The 22,032-nt window shown below is 72.3% G+C and carries 16 protein-coding genes; 12 read left to right on the top strand and 4 right to left on the bottom strand.

Annotated elements, in window-relative coordinates:
- Nucleotides 1-25 precede the first annotated feature (25 nt).
- Entirely contained in the window at nt 26-2,767 is a 2,742-nt protein-coding gene (locus IPZ69_RS31525; protein ID WP_235458067.1) for a lysylphosphatidylglycerol synthase transmembrane domain-containing protein, read from the bottom strand.
- Between the two features lie 186 nt (nt 2,768-2,953).
- On the opposite strand from IPZ69_RS31525, the gene IPZ69_RS31520 reads away from it, so the two are divergent.
- The 5 genes from IPZ69_RS31520 (at nt 2,954) to nudC (ending at nt 13,308) form a co-directional block, all read left to right on the top strand.
- Nucleotides 2,954-3,331: an MGMT family protein gene (locus IPZ69_RS31520; protein WP_235458066.1), complete on the top strand. Its 378-nt coding sequence runs from the start codon at nt 2,954-2,956 to the stop codon at nt 3,329-3,331.
- Nucleotides 3,332-3,588: 257 nt separating this feature from the next.
- Nucleotides 3,589-7,107, top strand: coding sequence for an ATP-dependent helicase (locus tag IPZ69_RS31515; protein WP_235458065.1), 3,519 nt, complete (start codon nt 3,589-3,591; stop codon nt 7,105-7,107).
- A gap of 100 nt (nt 7,108-7,207) precedes the next feature.
- Nucleotides 7,208-10,693: an ATP-dependent DNA helicase gene (locus IPZ69_RS31510; RefSeq protein ID WP_235458064.1), complete on the top strand. Its 3,486-nt coding sequence runs from the start codon at nt 7,208-7,210 to the stop codon at nt 10,691-10,693.
- A 110-nt stretch (nt 10,694-10,803) separates the two neighbouring features.
- On the top strand, nt 10,804-12,207 hold the full coding sequence (locus IPZ69_RS31505) for a dipeptidase (RefSeq protein ID WP_235458063.1): 1,404 nt from the start codon (nt 10,804-10,806) through the stop codon (nt 12,205-12,207).
- 156 nt (nt 12,208-12,363) lie between these two features.
- The gene (gene nudC, locus IPZ69_RS31500) at nt 12,364-13,308 is read left to right on the top strand and encodes an NAD(+) diphosphatase (protein ID WP_235458062.1); all 945 of its coding nucleotides are present in this window, start codon (nt 12,364-12,366) and stop codon (nt 13,306-13,308) included.
- Nucleotides 13,309-13,580: 272 nt separating this feature from the next.
- On the opposite strand, the gene IPZ69_RS31495 is transcribed toward nudC, so the two are convergent.
- Entirely contained in the window at nt 13,581-13,823 is a 243-nt protein-coding gene (locus tag IPZ69_RS31495) for a mycoredoxin (protein ID WP_235458061.1), read from the bottom strand.
- A gap of 215 nt (nt 13,824-14,038) precedes the next feature.
- On the opposite strand from IPZ69_RS31495, the gene IPZ69_RS31490 reads away from it, so the two are divergent.
- The 5 genes from IPZ69_RS31490 (at nt 14,039) to IPZ69_RS31470 (ending at nt 17,935) form a co-directional block, all read left to right on the top strand.
- The gene (locus IPZ69_RS31490; protein WP_235458060.1) at nt 14,039-16,237 is read left to right on the top strand and encodes an ATP-dependent DNA helicase UvrD2; all 2,199 of its coding nucleotides are present in this window, start codon (nt 14,039-14,041) and stop codon (nt 16,235-16,237) included.
- 164 nt (nt 16,238-16,401) lie between these two features.
- A complete protein-coding gene (locus IPZ69_RS31485) occupies nt 16,402-16,719 on the top strand; it encodes a hypothetical protein (protein WP_235458059.1) in 318 nt (105 codons plus the stop codon).
- Between the two features lie 175 nt (nt 16,720-16,894).
- On the top strand, nt 16,895-17,263 hold the full coding sequence (locus IPZ69_RS31480; RefSeq protein WP_019072119.1) for a WhiB family transcriptional regulator: 369 nt from the start codon (nt 16,895-16,897) through the stop codon (nt 17,261-17,263).
- Nucleotides 17,260-17,583, top strand: coding sequence for a hypothetical protein (locus IPZ69_RS31475; protein WP_235458058.1), 324 nt, complete (start codon nt 17,260-17,262; stop codon nt 17,581-17,583). The genes IPZ69_RS31480 and IPZ69_RS31475 overlap by 4 nt, the downstream gene beginning before the upstream one ends.
- A 136-nt stretch (nt 17,584-17,719) precedes the next feature.
- Nucleotides 17,720-17,935, top strand: a complete 216-nt coding sequence (locus tag IPZ69_RS31470) for a hypothetical protein (protein ID WP_235458057.1) — start codon at nt 17,720-17,722, stop codon at nt 17,933-17,935.
- Between the two features lie 7 nt (nt 17,936-17,942).
- On the opposite strand, the gene IPZ69_RS31465 is transcribed toward IPZ69_RS31470, so the two are convergent.
- Both IPZ69_RS31465 and IPZ69_RS31460 read right to left on the bottom strand, forming a co-directional pair.
- Nucleotides 17,943-19,307 (bottom strand): ABC1 kinase family protein, encoded by a 1,365-nt coding sequence (locus tag IPZ69_RS31465; RefSeq protein WP_235458056.1) that lies wholly within the window; start codon nt 19,305-19,307, stop codon nt 17,943-17,945.
- Nucleotides 19,300-20,514, bottom strand: coding sequence for a TOMM precursor leader peptide-binding protein (locus tag IPZ69_RS31460; protein ID WP_235458055.1), 1,215 nt, complete (start codon nt 20,512-20,514; stop codon nt 19,300-19,302). The genes IPZ69_RS31465 and IPZ69_RS31460 overlap by 8 nt, the downstream gene beginning before the upstream one ends.
- Before the next feature lie 236 nt (nt 20,515-20,750).
- On the opposite strand from IPZ69_RS31460, the gene IPZ69_RS31455 reads away from it, so the two are divergent.
- Both IPZ69_RS31455 and IPZ69_RS31450 read left to right on the top strand, forming a co-directional pair.
- Nucleotides 20,751-21,347 (top strand): M48 metallopeptidase family protein, encoded by a 597-nt coding sequence (locus IPZ69_RS31455; protein ID WP_235458054.1) that lies wholly within the window; start codon nt 20,751-20,753, stop codon nt 21,345-21,347.
- A gap of 137 nt (nt 21,348-21,484) precedes the next feature.
- On the top strand, nt 21,485-22,032 hold a 548-nt coding region (locus IPZ69_RS31450), incomplete at its 3' end, for a TerD family protein (RefSeq protein WP_235458053.1).

Genomic DNA, 22,032 nt, shown 5'->3' with positions numbered 1-22,032 from the left:
CCTCGCAGGTCAGGTCGCCCTGCGTCTAGAGAGCGCCCTTGCGTGACAGGTGGTTGAACGCCAGCCAGCCGGGCAGCACCGGCAGCCACAGGGTCAGCAGCCGGAACAGCAGGACGGCGGGGGCGGCGACCTCCTTGGGGAGGCCGACGGCGATCAGGCCGACCGTCAGGGTCGCCTCGACCGCGCCGACGCCGCCCGGGGTCGGCGCCGCGGAGCCGAGCGCGTTTCCGGCGAGGAAGACGACGGCGACGCTGGCGATGCTGAGCGAGGTCGAGCTGTCGCCGAACGCCCGGATCGACGCGTCCAGGCACATCACGAAGCAGGCGGTCAGCAGCAGCATGCCGCCGATGCCGGTGACCAGCTTCTGGGGCCGCTGCAGCACGTCGAGCATGCGCGGCACGACACCCGCGAACAGCGTCTTCACGCGCGTGACGACGAATTTCCGCAGGAACGGCACCGACGTCACCACGAGCACCAGAACCGCCACCGTCAGCAGACCCGCGATGACCGTCCGGGACGGCGACAGCGACGGGGTCTTCTCGGTGCCGGTCAGATAGCCGAAGGACAGCAGCATCAGGATGTGGCAGCCGAGCCCGAACAGCTGCGAGGCGCCGACACTGGCCACCGCGAGCCCGGGCCGTACGCCCGCGCGCTGCAGGAACCGGGTGTTCAGGGCGACACCGCCGACCGCGGCCGGTGCCACGATCTTCACGAAGGACCCGGCGACCTGCGCCGCCACGGTTCGCACGAACGGGACCCGCTCCGGCACGAAGCCGAGCAGGGCCATGGCCGCGGCGACGTAGCTGAGCGCCGAGAACAGCACCGCGGCGGCCACCCAGCCCCACTGGGCCTGCGCGAAGAGGGTGCCGAACTCGATGTGGGTGAGCTGCGTCAACAGGTAGTAGGCGCCGATGGCCCCCGCGATGAAACTGATCAGCGTGCGCGGCCGCACCCGCTCCAGACGGGCCGGCTCCACGGGCGCCTGCGGCCGGATCCGCAGCACCTCGTGCCGGATCTGGGTGAGCAGATCCTCCTCGCGGGCCTCTTCCAGAGCCTCGTCGATGGCCCGCTTCTCGGCCCGCTGCTCGGCGCGCACCGTCTTCTTGTCGGGCTTTTCGAGTTCGGGTCTGGTGTCTTCCGAGGCTGCCTCCAGGCGGGCCAGTTTGTCCTGCCGGGAAGCCTCCAGGACCGCCTCGCGTTCGCGCTCCGCCCGTTCGCGGGCCAGTTTGCGCAGCGTCGCGCGCGTGGAGCGGGTCAGCGCGATCGGCTGGAGCATCGGAAGGCAGTCCGCGACCGCGTCCGGGCCGAGGACGCCGACCGCCGAGGCCACCGCCCGCTCGGCGCCCACCCGCAGGCCGAGCGTGGTGACCAGCTGGGCGACGTCCATGCGCAGCAGCAGGTCACCTGCCGCGATCTCGCCGCCGCGCAGGTCGGTGAGGATCACCTTGCCGGAACGATCCACCAGGATCGCGTCGCCCGCCAGCCTGCGGTGCGCGATACGCCGGGACTGCAGCGCCCGCACCTGGTGCCAGGTGTGGCGCAGCAGCTCGTCGGTGATCTCCTCGTCGGCCAGTGTGTCGAGCGTGCGGCCGCCGGTGTGCTCGTAGATGAGCATGACGGCGTCGGGGCCCAGCTCGGAGGTCGCGATCAGCTTGGGCGCGTTGGCGCCGGCCGCAATGGCCGCGTAGGCGAGCAGCGCCTCCTGCTCCAGTGCCTGGCGCAGCGACTGGAGGCTGGAGCGGGTGGCGAAGCCGCGCAGGGTCAGGTTGCGCCAGGCGCGGTAGAAGAAGCCCTGCGCCTGTTGCTCCCGGTCGACCACCGTGACGTCCAGGGGCCGGCCGTCCTCCAGGGTGACGAAGTAGCGTCGGCCGCGGTCGCCGTTCTCGGTGTCCGCGGCCTCCTCGCGGGCCGCTCCGACGGGGTGGAAGCCGACGTGCCGCAGGCCGGCCATCAGGGTCTGTCCCGTGGGGCGGACGTTGGGGGAGCCGACCGCGTACAGCGTCCCGTAGGCCACGGTCCAGCCGATCAGCACCGTAAGGATGATCGAGAACGGTGTGGTGTAGCCGGTGACCAGCATTGAGAAGGCGTCGAGCAGCAGCACGATCCACAGCACGGCACGCCAGCGTGGCCGCCGGGACATGCCGACCGCCGTCATGTACGCGATGACCGGCGCGAGGTAGCCGTGCACCGGGTCGGTCAGGGCGTGGATGTCACCGGGGGAGGGCTGGGTGAGCGCCTCCTGGATCGAGTCGGGGGCGGCCCTGGCGACCCACAGGTCGGTGGCGAGGGTCACTCCGTGCGCGAGGACCGCCGCGAGCACGCCGTCGGCGATGCGCAACCCGTCCCGTTTGATCAGCCGCTCGATCGCGAACGCGACCGGCACCAGCAGGATCGCGATGCTGGACGCCAGCCCCGCGATCTTGATCAGCAGGTCGGGTGCCTGACCGGTGCCCTTGTTGATGTCCTGTTCGAGCCCCGAGGTCGTTCCGTGCGCGAACGCGGCGATCGCGAGCAGGACGGCGATGGCGAGCACACCCACCAGGAGCCGCATGAGGTCGGAGGGACGGTGCACGCGCGCGGGGAGCAGCGGTTCGTCGCCCTCGACCTCGTCGATGTGCGCGTCGTCCGGGCAGTCCCCGTCGTCCGCGCGTACTTCCCCGCGTACGTCCTGGTCAGGGCCCTTCTTCGGAGTGTCGGCGGGGTCCGGGCGCGACGGATCGTCAGAGGTGCCCTCCGCGCCTTCGGGGTGCACGCCCTGCTGCTTCATCGTCTCTTCTTGATCTCGTATCACCAGTCACCGCCCGCACGATGGTGGCATGCTCCACCGACACACGGGGGCGTCAGGGTGCAAATGCGGGGGCGCACAGTCTGCCGGACCTGCCGCTTCGGGGCGAGGGATGCGCTCGGTACCGATCGCGTCACGTTGTCGGTGCGGTGGGGCAGGATGGGACGAATGAGCGAGGAGAGCCTTCCCGGGGCCCGGGCGGAGGACGCGCTGCCGGAGTACGCGGAGCGGGTCCTCGATGTCGCTGAGCGGATTCCTCCGGGGCGCGTCATGACGTACGGCGACGTGGCCGAATGGCTGGAAGCGGGCGGTCCCCGCCAGGTCGGCCGGGTGATGGCTCTCTACGGGGGAGCCGTTCCGTGGTGGCGCGTCGTGCGCTCCGACGGGGCCCTGCTCCCGGGGCACGAGCTGCGGGCGCTCGATCACTATCGCGCGGAGGGCACCCCGCTGAAGGAGGCGAGCAGGGCCGCCGAGGGCCACCTGCCGCGGCTCGACATGAAGCGGGCGCGGTGGGACGGCGGCGAGGACGCGGACGGTCACACCTGACAGCTTCCGCCATCGGACGCCCTCGGGGGGAACCTGTGGCCCGTACGAGGGACACGGGGGACGCCCGTGGCATGCCGTACGTTCGTGAGGCGTGGGGTGCGCGTGTCGCGCGAGCCGGGAGGGAAGAAGCGGAAGCCCCGCTTCCGTCCCGATGCCCGGCGTAGCGTCGGCTGCACGTGTCCCTCTCACCCCGCGGCCACCGCCCCGCACGCGCGGCGGCCTGCAAACCAGCACAGACACCAGGACCGGCGAACCACGTGAGCTCCTCTTCCTCCACCAGGCGCCTGTCGCACCCCCAGGTGCGACAGGGGAACCGTGGCGCTTACCGACTGGTGCGTACCCCGCCGACCGAGCAGGATCCCCCTCGTCTGGACGCGGCGCAGCGCGCCGTGGTTGACCACCGGGCCGGACCGCTGCTCGTCCTCGCGGGTCCCGGCACCGGCAAGACCACCACGCTGGTCGAGTCCGTGGCGGCACGGATCGCGCGGGGTGGGGACCCAGCGAGGATCCTCGTCCTGACGTTCAGCCGCAAGGCCGCCGTCGAACTGCGCGACCGCATGGCCCTGCGCATGGGGGCGGCCCGCGCGCCCCGGGCGACCACCTTCCACTCGTACTGCTACGCGCTGGTCCGCGCCCATCAGGACAACGACCTGTTCGTGGAGCCGTTGCGCCTGCTCTCCGGCCCCGAGCAGGACGTCACCGTCCGTGAGCTGCTCGCGGGGCAGCCGGAACTGGAGCGGCTCGGCCTCCAGCACGTGCGCTGGCCGGACGAGCTGCGTGCCTGCCTGACCACCCGCGGTTTCGCCGACGAGGTCCGCGCCGTCCTCGCCCGCAGCCGCGAACTGGGCCTCGGCCCCGGCGCCCTGGACGCCTTCGCGCGCCGTACAGGCCGCCCCGACTGGCGGGCCGCGGCCGCCTTCCTCGCCGAGTACCTGGACGTGCTCGACATGCAGGGCGTGCTCGACTACGCGGAACTCGTCCACCGCGCCGTGCTGCTGGCCCGCCGCCCCGAGGTCGCGGCCCGGCTCGCCACCCAGTACGACGCCGTGTACGTCGACGAGTACCAGGACACCGACCCCGCCCAGGTGCGCCTGCTGCACGCCCTGGCCGGCGGCGGCCGCACCCTGGCCGCCTTCGGCGACCCCGACCAGTCGATCTACGCGTTCCGGGGCGCCGACGTGAACGGCATCCTGGACTTCCCGGCGGCCTTCCCGCGCGCGGACGGCCGCCCGGCCCCCGTCGAGGTGCTGCGGACCTCCCGCCGCTCCGCCTCCGGGCTGCTGGCCGCGACCCGCCTGCTCACCCAGCGCATGCCGCTGACCCGCCTGCCGGCCGACAAGGTCCGCGCCCATCGCGAGCTCGCCCCGGTAGGGGACGGCGGCCGAGTCGAGGTCTACACGTACCCGACGTCCGGTACGGAATTGGACAACATCGCCGACATCCTGCGCAGAGCGCACCTGGAGGACGGGGTCGCCTGGAGCGACATGGCCGTCCTGGTGCGCGCCGGCTCCCGCTCCATCCCGACGGTCCGCCGCGCCCTCACGGCGGCCGGGGTTCCCCTGGACATCGACGGCGACGACCTCCCCCTGCGCCACGAGCCGGCGGTGGCACCCCTGCTGACGGCACTCAGGGCGGTGGCCATGGCGGAGGCCGCGACGGTGTCCGCAGCGGGTGTGCGGGGTGACGCGGATGCCCTTGCGGAGCAGCAGGAGGGGCGTGCGGAGCAGACCGCGGGGCTCTCTGAGGAGGGCGCCGTGGAACCGTCCGGGGATGCCGCGGATCGGTCTCAGGGTGCGGCGGATAGGTCCGGGGACGCCGCGGGCCGGCCTCAGGGCGTCGCGGACTTGCCTCAGGGGTCGGTGGACCGGGGCCAGGACCTCGCGGATCGGCCCGAAGACGTCTGCTGGCTCGACACCGAGACCGCCCTGACGCTGCTCGCCTCTCCGCTCGCCGGCATGGACACGGCTGACCTGCGCCGTCTCGGGCGGGCGTTGCGCGAGGAGGAGCGGGCGGGCGGCAACCCGGTGCCGCCGCCCTCGGACGAGCTGCTCGCGCGGGCCCTCGCCGAGCCGGAACGCCTGGTCGCGCACGACCCGGTGTACGCCCGGGGAGCCCAGCGCCTCGGCGCGCTGCTCAGGAAGGCCCGGCAGTGCCTGGCCGGCGGCGGCACCGCCGAGGAGGCGCTGTGGGACCTGTGGGAGGGCACACCGTGGCCCGGGCGTCTGGAGCGGGCCGCCCGGCGCGGCGGCGCGGCCGGCCGCAACGCCGACCGCGACCTGGACGCCGTGTGCGCGCTGTTCGCGACAGCCGCGCGCGCGGAGGAGCGCACCGGCGGCCGGGGCGCCCTGAACTTCCTGGAGGAGATCGAGGCCGAGGACATCGCCGCCGACACGCTCACCCGGCGTGCCGTACGCCCCGACGCCGTCCGTCTGATGACCGCGCACCGCGCCAAGGGCCTTCAGTGGCGCCTGGTCGTCGTCGCCGGCGTCCAGGAGGGGCTGTGGCCGGACCTGCGCCGCCGCGGCTCCCTGCTGGAGGCCGACCGCATCGGCCGCGACGGCCTCGCCGAACCGCTCACCCCGGGCGCGCTGCTGGCCGAGGAGCGCCGCCTGTTCTACGTCGCCGCCACGCGCGCGCGTGAACGCCTCGTCGTCACCGCGGTGAAGGCACCCGCCGACGACGGCGACCAGCCCTCCCGGTTCCTCACGGAACTCGGTGTCGAGGCCCAGGACGTCACGGGCCGCCCGCGTCGCCCGCTGTCCGTGGCCGCGCTCGTCGCCGAACTGCGCGCCACCACCGTCGACCCGCGCGTGTCCGGCACCCTGCGGGAAGCCGCCGCCCGCCGGCTGGCCCGGCTCGCCGCGCTCGCCGACGAGGACGGCCGCCCGCTGGTCCCCTCGGCGCACCCCTACCGCTGGTGGGGCATGTTCGAGCCGACCGAGAGCAAGGTGCCGCTGCGCAACCGCGACCAGCCCGTCGTGCTGTCCGGCAGCGCCCTGGACCAGCTCGCCAACACCTGCTCCCTGCAGTGGTTCCTGGGCCGCGAGGTGAAGGCCGACGCGCCCGCCACCACCGCCCAGGGCTTCGGCAACGTCGTGCACGTCCTCGCCGACGAGGTGGCCTCCGGCCGTACCCCCGCCGACCTCGCCGTCCTCATGGAGCGCCTGGAGTCGGTGTGGAACGCGCTCGCCTTCGACGCGCCCTGGAAGTCGACGCAGGAGAAGCAGAACGCGCGCGTGGCGCTCGAACGGTTCCTGAAGTGGCATGTCCTGGAGCGCACCGGGCGCACACCGGTGGCCAGCGAGCACGACTTCGACGTCACCCTCGAAGCGGGCGACTACGAAGTGCGCATCCGCGGCCAGCTGGACCGTGTCGAGGCGGACGGCGAGGGACGCGCGTACGTCGTCGACTTCAAGACCGGCAAGCAGGCACCCAGTGCCGCCGAGGTGGCCCGCCACCCCCAGCTCGCCGTCTACCAGCTCGCCGTCCGCGAAGGCGCCGTCGACGACGCCTTCGACGGCGTACGCCCCGAGGCGGGCGGTGCCGAACTGGTGCACCTCAGGCAGGGCGCCGCCCAGCGGAACGGCGGCGAGACCCTGCCCAAGGTGCAGGCGCAGCAGCCGCTGGAGGGGGAGTGGGCCGGCGAGTTGCTGGCCACCGCCGCCGGGAAGGTCCTCGACGAGCGGTTCACGCCGACCGCGGGCCAGCACTGCGCGCACTGCGCGTTCCGGGCGTCGTGCAGCGCGCGGCCGGAGGGGCGCCACGTGGTCGAGTGACGCGCGTGACGCATCGCACCACAGGCGCTGACCTGTGCTTCCTCCCGCCCGACGGGCAATCTGGCCGCCACTGTCAGTGCCCGCCGCTAGCCTCTGCGACATGCCCGCCCGTATCACCGACCCCGAGCAGCTCAAGGAGCTCCTCGGCATCCCCTTCACCTCGGAGCAGACGGCCTGCATCACCGCACCGCCCGCCCCGCAGGTGATCGTGGCCGGAGCCGGATCGGGCAAGACCACGGTGATGGCGGCCCGCGTGGTGTGGCTGGTCGGCACCGGACAGGTCGCCCCCGAACAGGTCCTTGGACTGACCTTCACCAACAAGGCCGCGGGCGAACTTGCCGAACGCGTCCGCAAGGCCCTGATCAAGGCCGGCGTCACCGACCCCGACGTCATCGACCCGGACAACCCGCCGGGCGAGCCGGTGATCTCCACGTACCACGCCTTCGCCGGCCGCCTCCTGACCGACCACGGCCTCCGCCTCGGCCTGGAGCCGACGTCCCGGCTGCTCGCCGACGCCACCCGCTACCAGCTCGCCGCGCGCGTGCTGCGCGAGGCCCCCGGCCCGTACCCGGCCCTGACCCGCTCCTTCGCCGACCTGGTCAGCGACCTGCTCACCCTCGACTCCGAGCTCGCCGAACACCTCGTACGCCCCGAGGACCTGCGCGCCTGGGACGTCGGCCTGCTGCGCACCCTGGACGGCACCAGACTCACCAACGCCGACCTGCGCAAGATCCCCGAGACGGCCGCCGCCCGCCGCGAACTCGCCGAGCTCGTCCTGCGCTACCGCTCCGCCAAGCGCGAGCGCGACCTGCTCGACTTCGGCGACCAGATCGCCCTGTCCGCGGCCCTCGCCGGCATCGCCGAAGTCGGCCGCGTCCTGCGCGACGAGTTCCGCGTCGTGCTCCTCGACGAGTACCAGGACACCTCCGTGGCCCAGCGCGTCCTGCTGGCCGGCCTGTTCGGCGCCGGCACGGGCCACCCGGTGACCGCCGTCGGCGACCCCTGCCAGGCGATCTACGGCTGGCGCGGCGCCTCCGTCGCCAACCTCGACGACTTCCCCGAGCACTTCGCGCACGCCGACGGCCGCCCCGCCACCCGCCAGGCCCTCAGCGAGAACCGCCGCAGCGGCGGCCGCCTCCTCGACCTCGCCAACGGCCTCGCCGAACCGCTGCGCGCCATGCACGCGGGCGTGGAGGCCCTCCGCCCGGCCCCCGGCGCCGAACGCGACGGCACGGTCCGCTGCGCCCTGCTGAGCACCCATGCCGAGGAGATCGACTGGATCGCCGACTCCGTCGCCCACCTCGTGCGCACCGGGAAGGCACCCGCTGAGATCGCCGTCCTGTGCCGTACGGCCACCGACTTCGCCGAGATCCAGGGCGCCCTCGTCGCGCGGGACATCCCCGTCGAGGTGGTCGGGCTCTCCGGGCTGCTGCACCTGCCCGAGGTCGCCGACCTCGTCGCCGTCTGCGAGGTCCTCCAGGACCCGGGCGCCAACGCGTCCCTGGTGCGCCTGCTGACCGGCCCGCGCTGGCGCATCGGCCCGCGCGACCTCGCCCTGCTGGGCCGGCGCGCCCGGCTGCTCGTGGCCCACGCGCGCGTGGGCGCCGACGACGACCCCGACCGGCGGCTCGCCGAAGCGGTGGAGGGCGTCGACCCGTCCGAGGTGATCTCGCTCGCGGACGCCCTCGACACGTTCCTGGAGACGCCGCTGGGCGGCACCGAGGGCGACGTAGACGACGGACTGCCGTTCTCCCCGGACGCGCGCGTGCGCTTCGCCCGTCTGGCCACCGAACTGCGCGAGCTGCGCCGTTCGCTGGCCGACCCACTGATGGACGTCCTGCACCGCGTCCTCGCCGTCACCGGCCTGGAGGTGGAGCTGTCGGCGTCCCCGCACGCCCTGGCCGCCCGCCGCCGCGAGACCCTGTCGAACTTCCTGGACATCGCCGCCTCCTTCGCCGCGAACGACGGCGAGGCCACCCTGCTGGCCTTCCTCGGCTTCCTGCGCACCGCCGCCCAGTACGAGAAGGGCCTCGACAACGCCCTCCCCGGCGGCGAGAACACCGTCAAGGTGCTCACCGCGCACAAGTCCAAGGGCCTGGAATGGGACGTCGTCGCCGTCCCCGGCCTGGTCACCGGCACCTTTCCGAGCACCCAGGGCCGCGAGAAGTGGACCTCCCAGGCCAAGGTCCTGCCGCACGCCCTGCGCGGCGACGCCGCCACCCTGCCCGACATCGAGGCCTGGGACTCCCGCGGCATGAAGGCCTTCCACGAGGCCATGAAGGAGCACCAGCACACCGAGGAACTCCGCCTCGGCTACGTCACCTTCACCCGCCCCCGCTCCCTGCTCCTCGGCTCCGGCCACTGGTGGGGCCCCGCTCAGAAGAAGCCCCGCGGACCGTCCGACTTCCTGCTGGCCCTGCACGACCACTGCGCCGCCGGGTACGGCGAGATCGAGGCGTGGGCGGACGAGCCCGAGGAGGACGAGGAGAACCCGGCCCTGCACCAGGCGTCCGCCGAACAGGCCTGGCCGCTGCCCCTGGACACGGCCGGCCTGGCCCGCCGCCGCGCGGCCGCCGAGACCGTCCTCGCCCACCTGGACGCCCTCGCCTCCCACGAGGCCGGCCACCCGGCGGCCGGCCATGACCCCGACACCTTCGACGACCCGGACTGGCCCCCGCCGCCGGACGAGGACGAGGCTCTCCCCGGGGACGACGACCCGTTCTTCGGCCCGGCCCGCGACGAGGACGAGGCCTTCCCCGACGAGGGCCCCGACGACTGGGACTCCTGGAGCACCGACCGCCCGACCGTCCCGCACCAGGCGGCCGCCCCGACCGCGCGCGCCCACGCCCGCCCGCACCCCACCGATCCGGAGCGCGAGCCCCTGACGCCCGAGGAGGCCCGCACCATCGCCTCCTGGGACCGTGACCTCGACGCGCTCACCGGAGAGCTCCTGCGCGCCCGGCAGAGCGTCACGGACGTACCCCTGCCGACCTCGCTCACCGCCACCCAGCTGCTGCGCCTCGCCGCCGACCCGGACGGGCTGGCGCAGGAACTCGCGCGCCCCCTGCCGCGCCCTCCGCAACCCGCCGCACGTCGAGGCACCCGGTTCCACGCCTGGGTGGAGACCCGCTTCGAAGCGCTGACGCTCCCCATGCTGGAGCCGGACGAGCTGCCCGGCAGCGAGGCCGAGATCGCCGACGAGCGTGACCTCGACGCCCTGAAGGAGGCCTTCGAACGCACCGAGTACGCGCGCCGCACGCCCTACCGCGTCGAGGTCCCCTTCCAGCTCGCCCTCGCCGGCCGCGTCGTACGGGGCCGTATCGACGCCGTCTACAAGAACGGCGACGGAGAAGCGGCGACGTACGAGATCCTCGACTGGAAGACCAGTCACGGTCGCGCCGCCGACCCGCTCCAGCTCGCGATCTACCGGCTCGGCTGGGCCGAGCAGCAGGGCGTGCCCCCGGAGTCGGTCACGGCCGCCTTCCTGTACGTCCGCAGCGGCGAGGTCGTACGGCCCGTCGACCTGCCCGACCGGCCGGCCCTGGAGAGACTGCTCACCGGAGAAGGGGAAGCGGGACCGGGGTGACCGGGGCACTCGTGCGACCCATGACACGGGGCCTTACCTGATACCCCGGGGAAGCGGAGTGTGACGAACGCCCGACGAGGATGTCGGCGCGGGCCGATAGGCTCGTGACCATGAGCCAGACCCCGGACAGCGCCGTCCGCGCGTACATCGAGCAGCACCGCGCCGCCTTCCTCGACGACCTCGCCGCATGGCTGCGCATCCCCTCGGTGTCCGCCCAGCCCGACCACGCGCCCGACGTGCGGCGCAGCGCCGACTGGCTCGCCGCCAAACTCCGGGAGACCGGCTTCCCGACCACCGAGGTCTGGGAGACCCCGGGCGCCCCCGCCGTCTTCGCCGAGTGGCCCGCCGACGACCCCGAGGCCCCCACCGTCCTCGTCTACGGCCACCACGACGTCCAGCCCGCCGCCCTCGAGGACGGCTGGGACAGCGAGCCCTTCGAGCCAGTCGTCCGCGGAAACCGCCTCTACGCGCGCGGGGCGGCCGACGACAAGGGTCAGGTGTTCTTCCACACACTCGGCGTCCGCGCCCACCTCGCCGCCACCGGCCGCGGCGCCCCGGCCGTCCACCTGAAGCTGCTCATCGAGGGCGAGGAGGAGTCCGGCTCCCCGCACTTCAGGGCCCTCGTCGAAGAGCGCGCCGCCCGGCTGACCGCCGACGCCGTGATCGTCTCCGACACCGGCATGTGGTCCGAGGACACCCCCACGGTGTGCACCGGCATGCGCGGCCTCGCCGAGTGCGAGATCCGGCTGTACGGCCCGGACCAGGACATCCACTCCGGCTCGTTCGGCGGCGCCGTGCCCAACCCCGCGACCGCCGTCGCCCGCCTCGTCGCCGCCCTGCACGACGAGCACACGCGCGTGGCGATCCCCGGCTTCTACGACGGCATCGTCGAGCTCACCGACCGCGAGCGCGAGCTCTTCGCCGAGCTGCCCTTCGACGAGCGGCAGTGGCTGCGCACCGCCAAGTCCCGCGCCACCCACGGCGAGGCCGGACACACCACCCTGGAGCGCGTCTGGGCCCGCCCCACCGCCGAGGTCAACGGCATCGGCGGCGGCTACCAGGGCGCCGGCAGCAAGACGATCATCCCGTCGTCGGCGATGGTGAAGCTCTCCTTCCGGCTGGTCGCCGGACAGGACCCCGACCACATCGAGAAGGCCGTCCGCTCCTGGGCCGCCGAACAGGTGCCCGCAGGGATCCGTCAGGAGATCACGTTCGGCTCGGCCACGCGCCCGTGCCTGACCCCGCTCGACCACCCCGCGCTCCAGTCGGTCGCCCGCGCCATGGGCCGCGCCTTCGAGGGACCTGTCCGCTTCACCCGCGAGGGTGGATCCGGACCGGCCGCCGATCTCCAGGAGCTCCTCGGCGCGCCCGTCCTCTTCCTGGGCATCTCCGTCCCCTCCGACGGCTGGCACGCCCCGAACGAGAAGGTCGAGCTCGACCTCCTCCTCAAGGGCGTCGAGACCAGCGCGTACCTGTGGGGCGACCTCGCGGAGAACTGGCGCCATGCGCCCTGACGAATCCGGGCCGTCCGGAGCGGCATCGCGCGCGGGGCACACTGGAGTGACCGCCCCGCATGCCGCACACGTGCCGGGCCCGGTCCCCTCCCGCCCTACCTCCTGCTGAACCGCCCGCCGAAACGAACCGTTGTACTGGGGGAGTTGGAAGCACCCGTGACCACCTGGACCGACCACACCGCCGACCGACCCATCTCGCTCACCGCCCCGAGCGGCATCGACCGCGCCGCCCACCACCGGCTCGACGAGGCCTGGCTCGCGGCGGCATGGAGCCACCCCACGACCCGCTGCTTCGTGGTCTCCGGCGGCCAGGTCCTCATCGACGAGACGTCGGACGGCCGGACCGAACTCGTCATGACGCCCTCCTTCGAGGCCCCGCTCACCGAGGCGCACCGCTACTTCCTGGGCACCGACGCGGACGGCATCAGATACTTCGCGCTCCAGAAGGACGCCCTGCCCGGTCGCATCGACCAGTCCGCCCGCCCGGCGGGCCTGCGCGAGGCCGGCCTGCTGCTGTCGCCGCGCGACGCGGGTCTGATGGTGCACGCGGTCGGCCTGGAGAACTGGCAGCGCACCCACCGCTTCTGCTCGCGCTGCGGCGAGCGCACGGTCATCGCCGCGGCCGGCCACATCCGCCGCTGCCCGGCCTGCGGCGCCGAGCACTACCCGCGCACCGACCCCGCCGTGATCATGGCCGTGACCGACGAGGACGACCGCATCCTGCTGGGCCGCCAGGTCCACTGGCCGGAGGGCCGCTTCTCGACGCTCGCGGGCTTCGTCGAGCCCGGCGAGTCCATCGAGCAGGCGGTGCGCCGCGAGGTCTACGAGGAGGCGGGCATCACCGTCGGCCAGGTCGAGTACGTCGCCAGCCAGCCCTGGCCGTTCCCGTCCAGCCTCATGCTGGGCTTCATGGCCCGCGCCACCTCGACCGACATCAACGTCGACGGCGACGAGATCAGCGAGGCCCGCTGGTTCTCCCGCGAAGAGCTGCGCGCCGCGTTCGAGACCGAGGAGGTCCTGCCTCCGTACGGCATCTCGATCGCGGCCCGGCTGATCGAGCTCTGGTACGGCAAGCCGCTGCCCACCCGGAGCTTCGTCTGACCACAGCCCGATAACGGCCGACCCGTACCTTCCTGGAGGCGGACTACCTCGGCGACACGGCGCTGAACGAGGGCGGATACGACTTCGTCCAGCGCCGTCGCCGTCGTCCACCGCGTCCGGTTCGAGGACCCGGCCATGCCGTGGGGAGAGGTCCGGCGGGACGAACGGCAGCAGAGCGGCGGCACGAACGTAGAAGCAGGGGAACCGCAGAAAAAAGGTGGCCCCTGACCGAAGTCAGGGACCACCTCGTGCAAGCCTGAGTCGGCGTCCGGTTACGCGCTGATCTTCTGCTTCACCTGGGCCAGCGAAGGGTTCGTGAGCGTCGAGCCGTCGGCGAAGAGGACGGTCGGGACCGTCTGGTTTCCGCCATTCGCCTTCTCCACGAACGCCGCGGAGGCCGGGTCCTGCTCGATGTTGATCTCGGTGTACGCGATGCCCTCGCGGTCCATCTGGCTCTTCAGCCGGCGGCAGTAGCCGCACCACGTGGTGCTGTACATCGTCACAGTGCCCTGCATCTCGCTCGCGCTCCTTAGGCAGCTCGGGAAGCTCGTCCAGGGGAGGAACATATGCGATCCGGCCGCCATTCCCACCCGGGGTATCCGGCGGCACGTGACCCGCGCCGCACAGGCGGCACACGGCCGACGTGACGCCTGCCGCATTAGTACGACTGCAAGGGCCTCCCTGTGGACAACCGGCACAGCCGTCTCCGGCGACCTGGCAGCATGGCCGTGTGACAGCAGCAACGCACTCCCCTCTCTTCCCGCGGGTACCGGACTCGGCCGACGCGGTGCTCGAAGGGCTCGACCCCGAGCAGCGCGAGGTGGCCACCGCCCTGCACGGGCCGGTGTGCGTGCTGGCGGGGGCGGGCACGGGCAAGACGCGGGCGATCACCCACCGCATCGCCTACGGCGTGCGCGCCGGGATACTCCAGCCCTCCAGCGTGCTCGCCGTCACCTTCACCAACCGCGCCGCCGGCGAGATGCGCGGCCGTCTCCGCCAGCTCGGAGCACAGGGCGTCCAGGCCCGTACGTTCCACTCCGCCGCGCTGCGTCAGCTCCAGTACTTCTGGCCGAAAGCGATCGGTGGCTCCATGCCCCGGCTCGTCGACCGCAAGATCCAGCTCGTCGCGGACGCGGCCGCAGCCTGTGGCACCCGACTCGACCGCAACGAGCTGCGCGACGTCACCGGCGAGATCGAGTGGTCGAAGGTCACCCAGACCGTCCCCGCCGACTACACGCTCGCCGCCAAGCGGGCCGGTCGCGAGGCCCCTCGCGACCCGGTGGAGATCGCCCATCTCTACGCGGCCTACGAAGCCCTCAAACGCGACCGGAACGTCATCGACTTCGAGGACGTCCTGCTGCTGACCGTCGCCGTCCTCCAGGACCGGCACGACATCGCCGAGCAGGTCCGCTCCCAGTACCAGCACTTCGTCGTCGATGAGTACCAGGACGTCAGCCCGCTCCAGCAGCGCCTGCTGGACCTGTGGCTCGGCGAGCGGAACAACCTGTGCGTCGTCGGCGACGCCAGCCAGACGATCTACTCGTTCACGGGAGCGACCCCCGACCACCTCCTCGACTTCCGCACCCGCCACCCCGGCGCGACGGTCGTCAAACTCGTCCGCGACTACCGCTCCACGCCCCAGGTCGTCCACCTCGCCAACGGCCTGCTCGCCCAGGCCCGCGGCCGCGCCGCCGATCACCGCCTGGAACTGCTCTCCCAGCGGGCCCCGGGCCCCGAACCCGTCTACACCGAGTACACCGACGAACCCGCCGAGGCCGAAGGTGCCGCCCGCCGGATCCGCGAGCTCATCGACGCCGGCGTCCCCGCCGCCGAGATCGCCGTCCTGTTCCGCACGAACTCCCAGTCCGAGACCTACGAACAGGCCCTCGCCGACGTGGGCGTCCCCTACCAGCTGCGCGGCGCCGAGCGGTTCTTCGACCGCCCCGAGGTGCGCAAGGCCGGCGTCGCCCTGCGCGGCGCGGCCCGCTTCGGCGGCAACGACTCCCTCCTCGACGACGCCGTCACCCTGCCCTCCCAGGTGCGTGCGGTCCTGTCGGGGGAGGGCTGGACCACCGAGCCGCCGGCCGGCTCCGGCGCCGTCAGAGAGCGCTGGGAATCCCTGGCCGCCCTGGTCGGCCTCGCCCACGACTTCGCGGCCGCCCGACCCGCAGCCACCCTCGGAGACTTCGTCGCCGAGCTCGACGAGCGCGCCAACGCCCAGCACGCCCCCACCGTTCAGGGCGTCACCCTCGCCTCCCTGCACTCGGCCAAGGGTCTGGAATGGGACGTCGTCTTCCTGGTCGGCGTCGCCGAGGGCATGATGCCGATCACCTACGCGAAGACCGACGAACAGGTCGAGGAGGAACGCCGGCTCCTCTATGTCGGCGTGACCCGCGCCAGAGAACGGCTCCATGTCTCCTGGGCTCTGGCTCGATCGCCCGGCGGCCGAGCCAACCGCCGCCCCAGCCGCTTCCTCGACGGCCTGCGCCCCGGCTCCACCGCCACCGTCGGCCGCGCCGCCGCGGGTGCTTCCGGGGGTGTCGAGCGCGGCTTCGTGAGTGAGGCCCCGGCCGCCGTCCCACGACGCGGCCAGCGCACCCCCGCACGTTGCCGCGTCTGCGGCCGCACCCTCACCGACGCGGGTGAGATGAAGTTGATGCGCTGTGAGGAGTGCCCCTCCGACATGGACGAGGGACTGTACGAGCGGTTGCGTGACTGGCGTGCCGAGCGGGCCCGGCGCAGCGGCCAGCCCGACTTCTGTGTCTTCACCGACAAGACGCTGATGGCCATCGCCGAGGCCGTGCCCGACGATGTCGGCGAACTGGCCCGCATCCCGGGCGTCCGCGCGCGTAAACTCACCCTGTACGGGGCCGATGTGCTGGCCCTTTGCGCGGGCCGGGAGGCCGGGGGAGACGACGAGCGGGACTGATACGAACTCGTCGAAAAAATAGTTTGCGCATGCCCCAGCAATCCCCATAGGTTCTAGGCACGAGAACAGCGGCCTTCTCGGAGGCCCTGATTCCGTGTTGTACTTGCATATCCGAACGGACTGGCTCACCCCAGTCCCAGAGACGCCGAGAGGAGGCGAGTCCAGTGACCAGGATCAACACCAGCACCATCAGCACGGCCAAACTGACCGATCGCTCGACCGTCTCCCTGTGCATGCTCGGCGCCTCGACCCTGGGCACCGGTCTGTCCGGCATTCGTGCCGAGCGTCCGGCGTCCTCCGTTTCTCTCGCGGGTCTTCCCGTCAGTGAGCGGAATGAGCGACCGACCAAGGCACTGGAAGCAGTAGTGGCACAGGCCCATGCCTATGCCTTTGCGGCCGGTGCCGGATTCCGGAAGCAGACGAAGCAGCACCACCTGATGTGGGCCTTCCGTGGGCCAGAACCCTGGAGTGATCCAGCCTGATCGACGATCAGGCCGGCGCCTTCAGGGCCGCGGAACCCCACCCGGGATCCGCGGCCCTTCTGTTTGTCCAAGAACTCGGACAACGGAGCGAAGGAGCCTCGGGACAAGAAAAGAACCCGGTACCTAGCCGACACCCGGTCAACAGGCCGGACCGACCAGACGAGGAAGACGAACCGTGCAACTCGAAGCGCACGCCCCGTCCGTACCGCCTTCCGAAACGATCCCCCCGCCCGGCCTCACGGAGGACTCCACCTTGACCCCGCTCACCGCGCTCACCGCGCTCGACGACGCCATCGAGAACCTTGGCGTACCCGTCCCCTGCCGTTCCTACGACCCGGAGGTCTTCTTCGCCGAGTCGCCGGCGGACGTCGAGTACGCCAAGTCCCTCTGCCGCACCTGCCCGCTGATCGAGGCCTGCCTCGCCGGCGCCAAGGAGCGGCGTGAGCCCTGGGGCGTCTGGGGTGGCGAGCTGTTCGTGCAGGGCGTCGTCGTCGCCCGGAAGCGGCCGCGTGGTCGCCCGCGCAAGAACCCGGTCACGGCATGAACACCGCAGGAACGATCGATCGCCCCCTCACGCACGACCCCAAGAAGCAGGCCCCGATGAAGCCGTCCACCAGCGAGCCCACTGGCTCCGCGACCCCAGACTTCACCACCACCGGCGCGACCGACACGCGCCAGACGAGGACCCGAGAGATGCAACTCATCCCAGAAGCCCTGGCTCGTGCGCATATGCACGAGCGGCTGCATGAGGCCGAGCGGGAACGCCGGGCCGTGCGCCTGGCGACCGCCCGCCGGATGCAGCGCCGGGCGGAGCGCGCCTCGATGCGCGCCCGCCGTGCGCTCGCCATGGCGGTCATGCAGTAGCCGATCACACCTGAAGCGGTGGCCTCCCGGTCTCGGGAGGCGAAAATTCCCCACGGGGGCCGGTCCGTCCGAACGGACCGGCCCCCGCGGTGCGTTGTGACCGCTCAACCGCGGGCCGCGGAGTTATCGTCACCTGGTGACGAGTCTTTCCGGAGACAGTGACCACGGCGGCCCCAGCGCGGAGCCGCAGCACTCCCTCGTGTGCGCCCGCTGCGGTGCCCCAGCCGACGGCCCCCCGCCCACCACCTGGACCTGCTCCGTGGAGAACGGCGTCCGTCAGTACTTCTGCGACCGCTGCTCGCGGGAGAACCTCAGATCGATCGAGGGCCGGCTGGACTCGGCCTGGTGGTGAGGCCGCCTCACGCCTCCGCGACCGACTCCTCCGCGTCCTCCTCCGGCACGAACCCCGGCAGCCACTCCTCCAGCTCCTCGCGCATCCGCACCGTCGCCCCCAGCTGGCACAGGACGCCGATCGTGCTCAGGGTCACGCGATGGATCAGGAGGTACGCGGGCGGCAGGTTGAGCCGCTTGCCCAGCTGGTAGGCGGGGGAGCGGGGATCGGCCACGCGGCCCGCCTGGGTGCGCATCCAGCCGCGGGTGAAGGTGAAGTCGTCCACCTGGGCCGGCTCGATGATCGGCAGGAGATAGTCGAGGACCGCGTCCGGGTCCAGCTCTATGGACTCCTTGACGAAGCCCTCGGCGCACAGCAGCTGGTAGACCGCCTCGGCCTCGCCGTCCAGGGTCATGCGCAGGGACTCGCCGATCGGCGTCGGCAGGCCTCCGGGGAGGCGGTCGACGGTGCCGAAGTCGAGGACGCCCAGGCGCCACTCGCCCTCGCCGTCCGGGTCGGCGGGGAGCAGGCGGAAGTTGCCCGGGTGCGGGTCGGCGTGCAGCAGACCGGTGCGGGCCGGGCCGGAGAACAGGAAGCGGGCCAGGAGCTGGCCGGCGCGGTCGCGCTGCTCGGTGGTGCCATCGGAGATGACCTCGGAGAGCGGGATGCCGTCGATCCACTCCGTGACCAGCACCTGGTCGCACTGGTGCACCACCGCCGGGACGACCACGTCGGGATCGTCCGCGAACTCCTCCGCGTGCACCTGCTGGGCCTGCGCCTCCAGGCCGTAGTCCAACTCCTCGGAGACGCGGTCGCGCAGCTCGGCGATCAGCGGCTTGATGTCCATGCCCGGGATCAGCGGACCCAACAGACGGGCGAACCGGCTCAGTTGGTTCAGGTCGGACAGGAGGGCCTCGCCCGCTCCCGGGTACTGCACCTTGACCGCCACCTCGCGGCCGTCGTGCCACACGCCCCGGTGCACCTGCCCGATCGAGGCCGCCGCGGCGGGCTTGTCCTCGAACTCCAGGAACAGCTCCCGCCAGTCCGCGCCCAGTCGCTCCGCGAGCACGGAATGCACGGTGCGGGTCGGCATCGGGGGCGCGGCGTCCTGCAGCTTGGTCAGGGCCGCCCGGTAGGGGCCGGCGACCTCCTCGGGCAGCGCCGACTCGAAGACGGACAGGGCCTGCCCGAACTTCATCGCACCGCCCTTCAGCTCCCCGAGGACCTTGAACAACTGCTCGGCCGTGCGTTGTTGCAACTCGCGGCCGACGATCTCCGCGGACTCGCCCACGATCCGCTTGCCCAGCCCCCAGGTCGCCCGGCCGGCGAAGCCGAGCGGGAGCGCGGCGAGCTTGGCGGTCCGGGTGACCGCCTTCCGGGGAAGATCAGACATGCGCCCTCCAAGTCCCAGCCGGCCGTGCCGCGTCCGCCGTGCGTGGTCGCTGCGTCGACGGCCGTTGCCCCGCCATTGTCTCGTGTGCTGCTCCGTCCGTTGAGGAGTGTTCCCTGTTTCCTCTCTCCGCAGTTGCGCAGGGGCATGCCGGATGTGGCCTGACCGGCCGCGCGTGCCAGTGGAGAGTGGGCAGGGACACCTCCCAACGGTTTCCCGCGCTGGACGGCGTCTGCCCGTCCAGGAAGGCGAGCGCGTGCGCGGCCGCGAGCCCGGCGACCACCGTCGCCAGTGTCACGTCACACGCTCCCACCTGCCGTGTTCTGCCGGAGCGCCACTGCGCGATCAGGCGGGGCCAGACCGGGTCCCGGTCGGTGCGGTCCTGGTGCAGACAGCCGGCGCAGCCGGTGCCGCCCGGTAGGACGAGGGGACCGACGATGCCCGTTCCCTCCACCACGCCCGCGTAGAGGTGGGGCGTACCGGAGGCCATGAGCGGGGCTGCGGCGGCCGGGTCGGGTGCGTGCACGACGACGTCGTCCCTCGGGGCGAGGATCACCAGCGAGAAGCCGGGGTCACCGGTGACGGGTGGTGCGGAAGGGGTGCGGCGCGGTGGGCGGCCGGGCGCTGCCCGGCGTGCCGCCCGGCGCGCGGCCTCGTCCCGGCGCTCGCCGATCGACTCGGCCGCCAGTCCGCCCGGTGTCACGTCCCAGGGCTCGACGCGGCCGACGTCCCGCACGTCGACCTCGCCGACCCCCGCGGCCGCCAGGAGCGAGGCCAGTGCGGCACCGACCCGGCCCGCGCCTCTGATCTGCACGCGCAGGGAGCGGCGGGCCGCCAGGCGGCCGGTCGCGTCGCCGGGCTCGGAGGTGATCAGGGAGAGCGACGCCAGGTCGGGGCGCAGCCGGTCGAGCACCTCCTTGTTCTGCCGCAGGGCGTCGGCCGCCGTGCCGCCTCCCCGTGCGTCGTCGAGCAGCCCGGCCCGTGACAGCCGCCCCACGAGCGCGTCCACCTGTCCGTCCGGCAGGTCCATGCGGCGTCCCTCCTCGCGCAGGAGCGGAAGCCCGCGGGTGCCGTTGAGCAGCTCCAGGAAGCTGCCCGTAGCCGTGTCCATCGGACCGAGGGTCAACGCGTGTGCCGGAGTCATCCCGAACTGCACGGTGTTGAGGTCGCGCCAGCCGCGCCGGAGCGCGGGTTTCACCATCGGATGCATGTCAGGCCCCCGTAGCCTCAGAAAAGTCCCGGAACATCCTGGTTCGCAGTGGAGTGTCGGAGGAACCGGTCACGCTCCGCCGACGACTGCCAGCATGCCCGGCGCGGCGCGCGGCCGCCCAAAGTTATCCACAGGCGGTGGGTATTGGTCGTATAAATCAAACGCATGGTGGGGGATCGGCATCGAACCGTCCCGGACCCGGGACTTCCCGCGTGTGCAGCGGGTAACGTCGGGGCGTGCCCGCCGACCCACTGCACCGCGCCGGAAAGTCACAGCGCAGCACGACGAGCCAGCCGCCGAGCGGCTCGGGGGTGAGCGCGATCGAGGTCCGCAGAAGCGCCCGGCGACGCCGGACGGTCTCCGCGTACCGCGAGGGCGATCGCACCGTCGTGCTGATCCCTGCCCGGATGTCCGAGGCGGAGGAGCAACGCTGGGTGAACCTCATGCTCGACAAGTTGGCCGCCCAGGAGAGCAGGCGGGTGCTGGGCGACGCCGAGCTCGCCGAGCGTGCCGAGCGGCTGTCGGCCCAGTACTTCGGCGGCCGGGCCCGGCCCGCCTCCGTGCGCTGGGTCACCAACCAGAACACGCGCTGGGGTTCGTGCACCCCGGCCGAGGGCAGCATCCGGCTCTCCCACCGGTTGCAGGGGATGCCCGAATACGTCGTCGACTACGTTCTGTGCCACGAGCTCGCGCATCTGCTGGTGCCGGGGCACGGGCCCGACTTCTGGCAGCTCCTTGAGGCCTACCCGCGGACCGAGCGGGCGCGCGGCTACCTCGAAGGGGTGGTTGCCGCAAGCCGTTTGCCCCATTCGCCCGGTACGCGCGGTGAGTAACCTCTCCCCGCGGCCCCGGCTTCAGCGTCCCTGAAGGCGGTTGTGTACCGGGTCTGTACCGACTTCAGCCGGTGGCCGGTTTTGCCGTTAGCCTGGCGCGACGCACTCACATTCGGGATGGGGGACGGTCGTTACGCATGGCCAGGGAATTCCAACGCGGCCACAAGGCCAGGATCAGTGACCTCACCGCGGGCACGGATCTGTACGTAGGCGTGCAGATCACCGCCCCGGGACTGACCTTCGACATCAGCTGCTTCGGCCTCGACGCCGACGAACGCCTCTCGGACGACCGGTACTTCGTCTTCTTCAACCAGCCGAAGTCCCCCGAGGAGGCCATCCAGCTGCTGGGTACGCAGTCCGGCGACACCGAGTCCTTCCGGATCACGCTGGACCGGATCCCGCCGCAGATCCAGAAGCTGTCGTTCACCGCGACCCTCGACGGCACCGGGCAGATGTCACAGATCAACCCCGGCTACATCCGTATCGTGGCCGGCGGTGAGGAGGTGGCCCGGTACTCCTTCAACGGCTCGGAGTTCTCCACCGAACGGGCCGTGATGCTGGGTGACTTCTACCTGAAGGACGTCTGGCGGTTCGCCGCCGTCGGCCAGGGATTCGACGGCGGCCTCGAAGCGCTGCTGAAGAACTTCGGCGGTGAGGTCCTGGAGGAGGAGGCCCCGGTCGCCCC

This window comes from Streptomyces olivochromogenes, from assembly GCF_021538895.1.
GTDB classification, from domain to species: domain Bacteria; phylum Actinomycetota; class Actinomycetes; order Streptomycetales; family Streptomycetaceae; genus Streptomyces; species Streptomyces olivochromogenes_A.
This window is presented reverse-complemented; position numbering and strand designations above follow the sequence as displayed.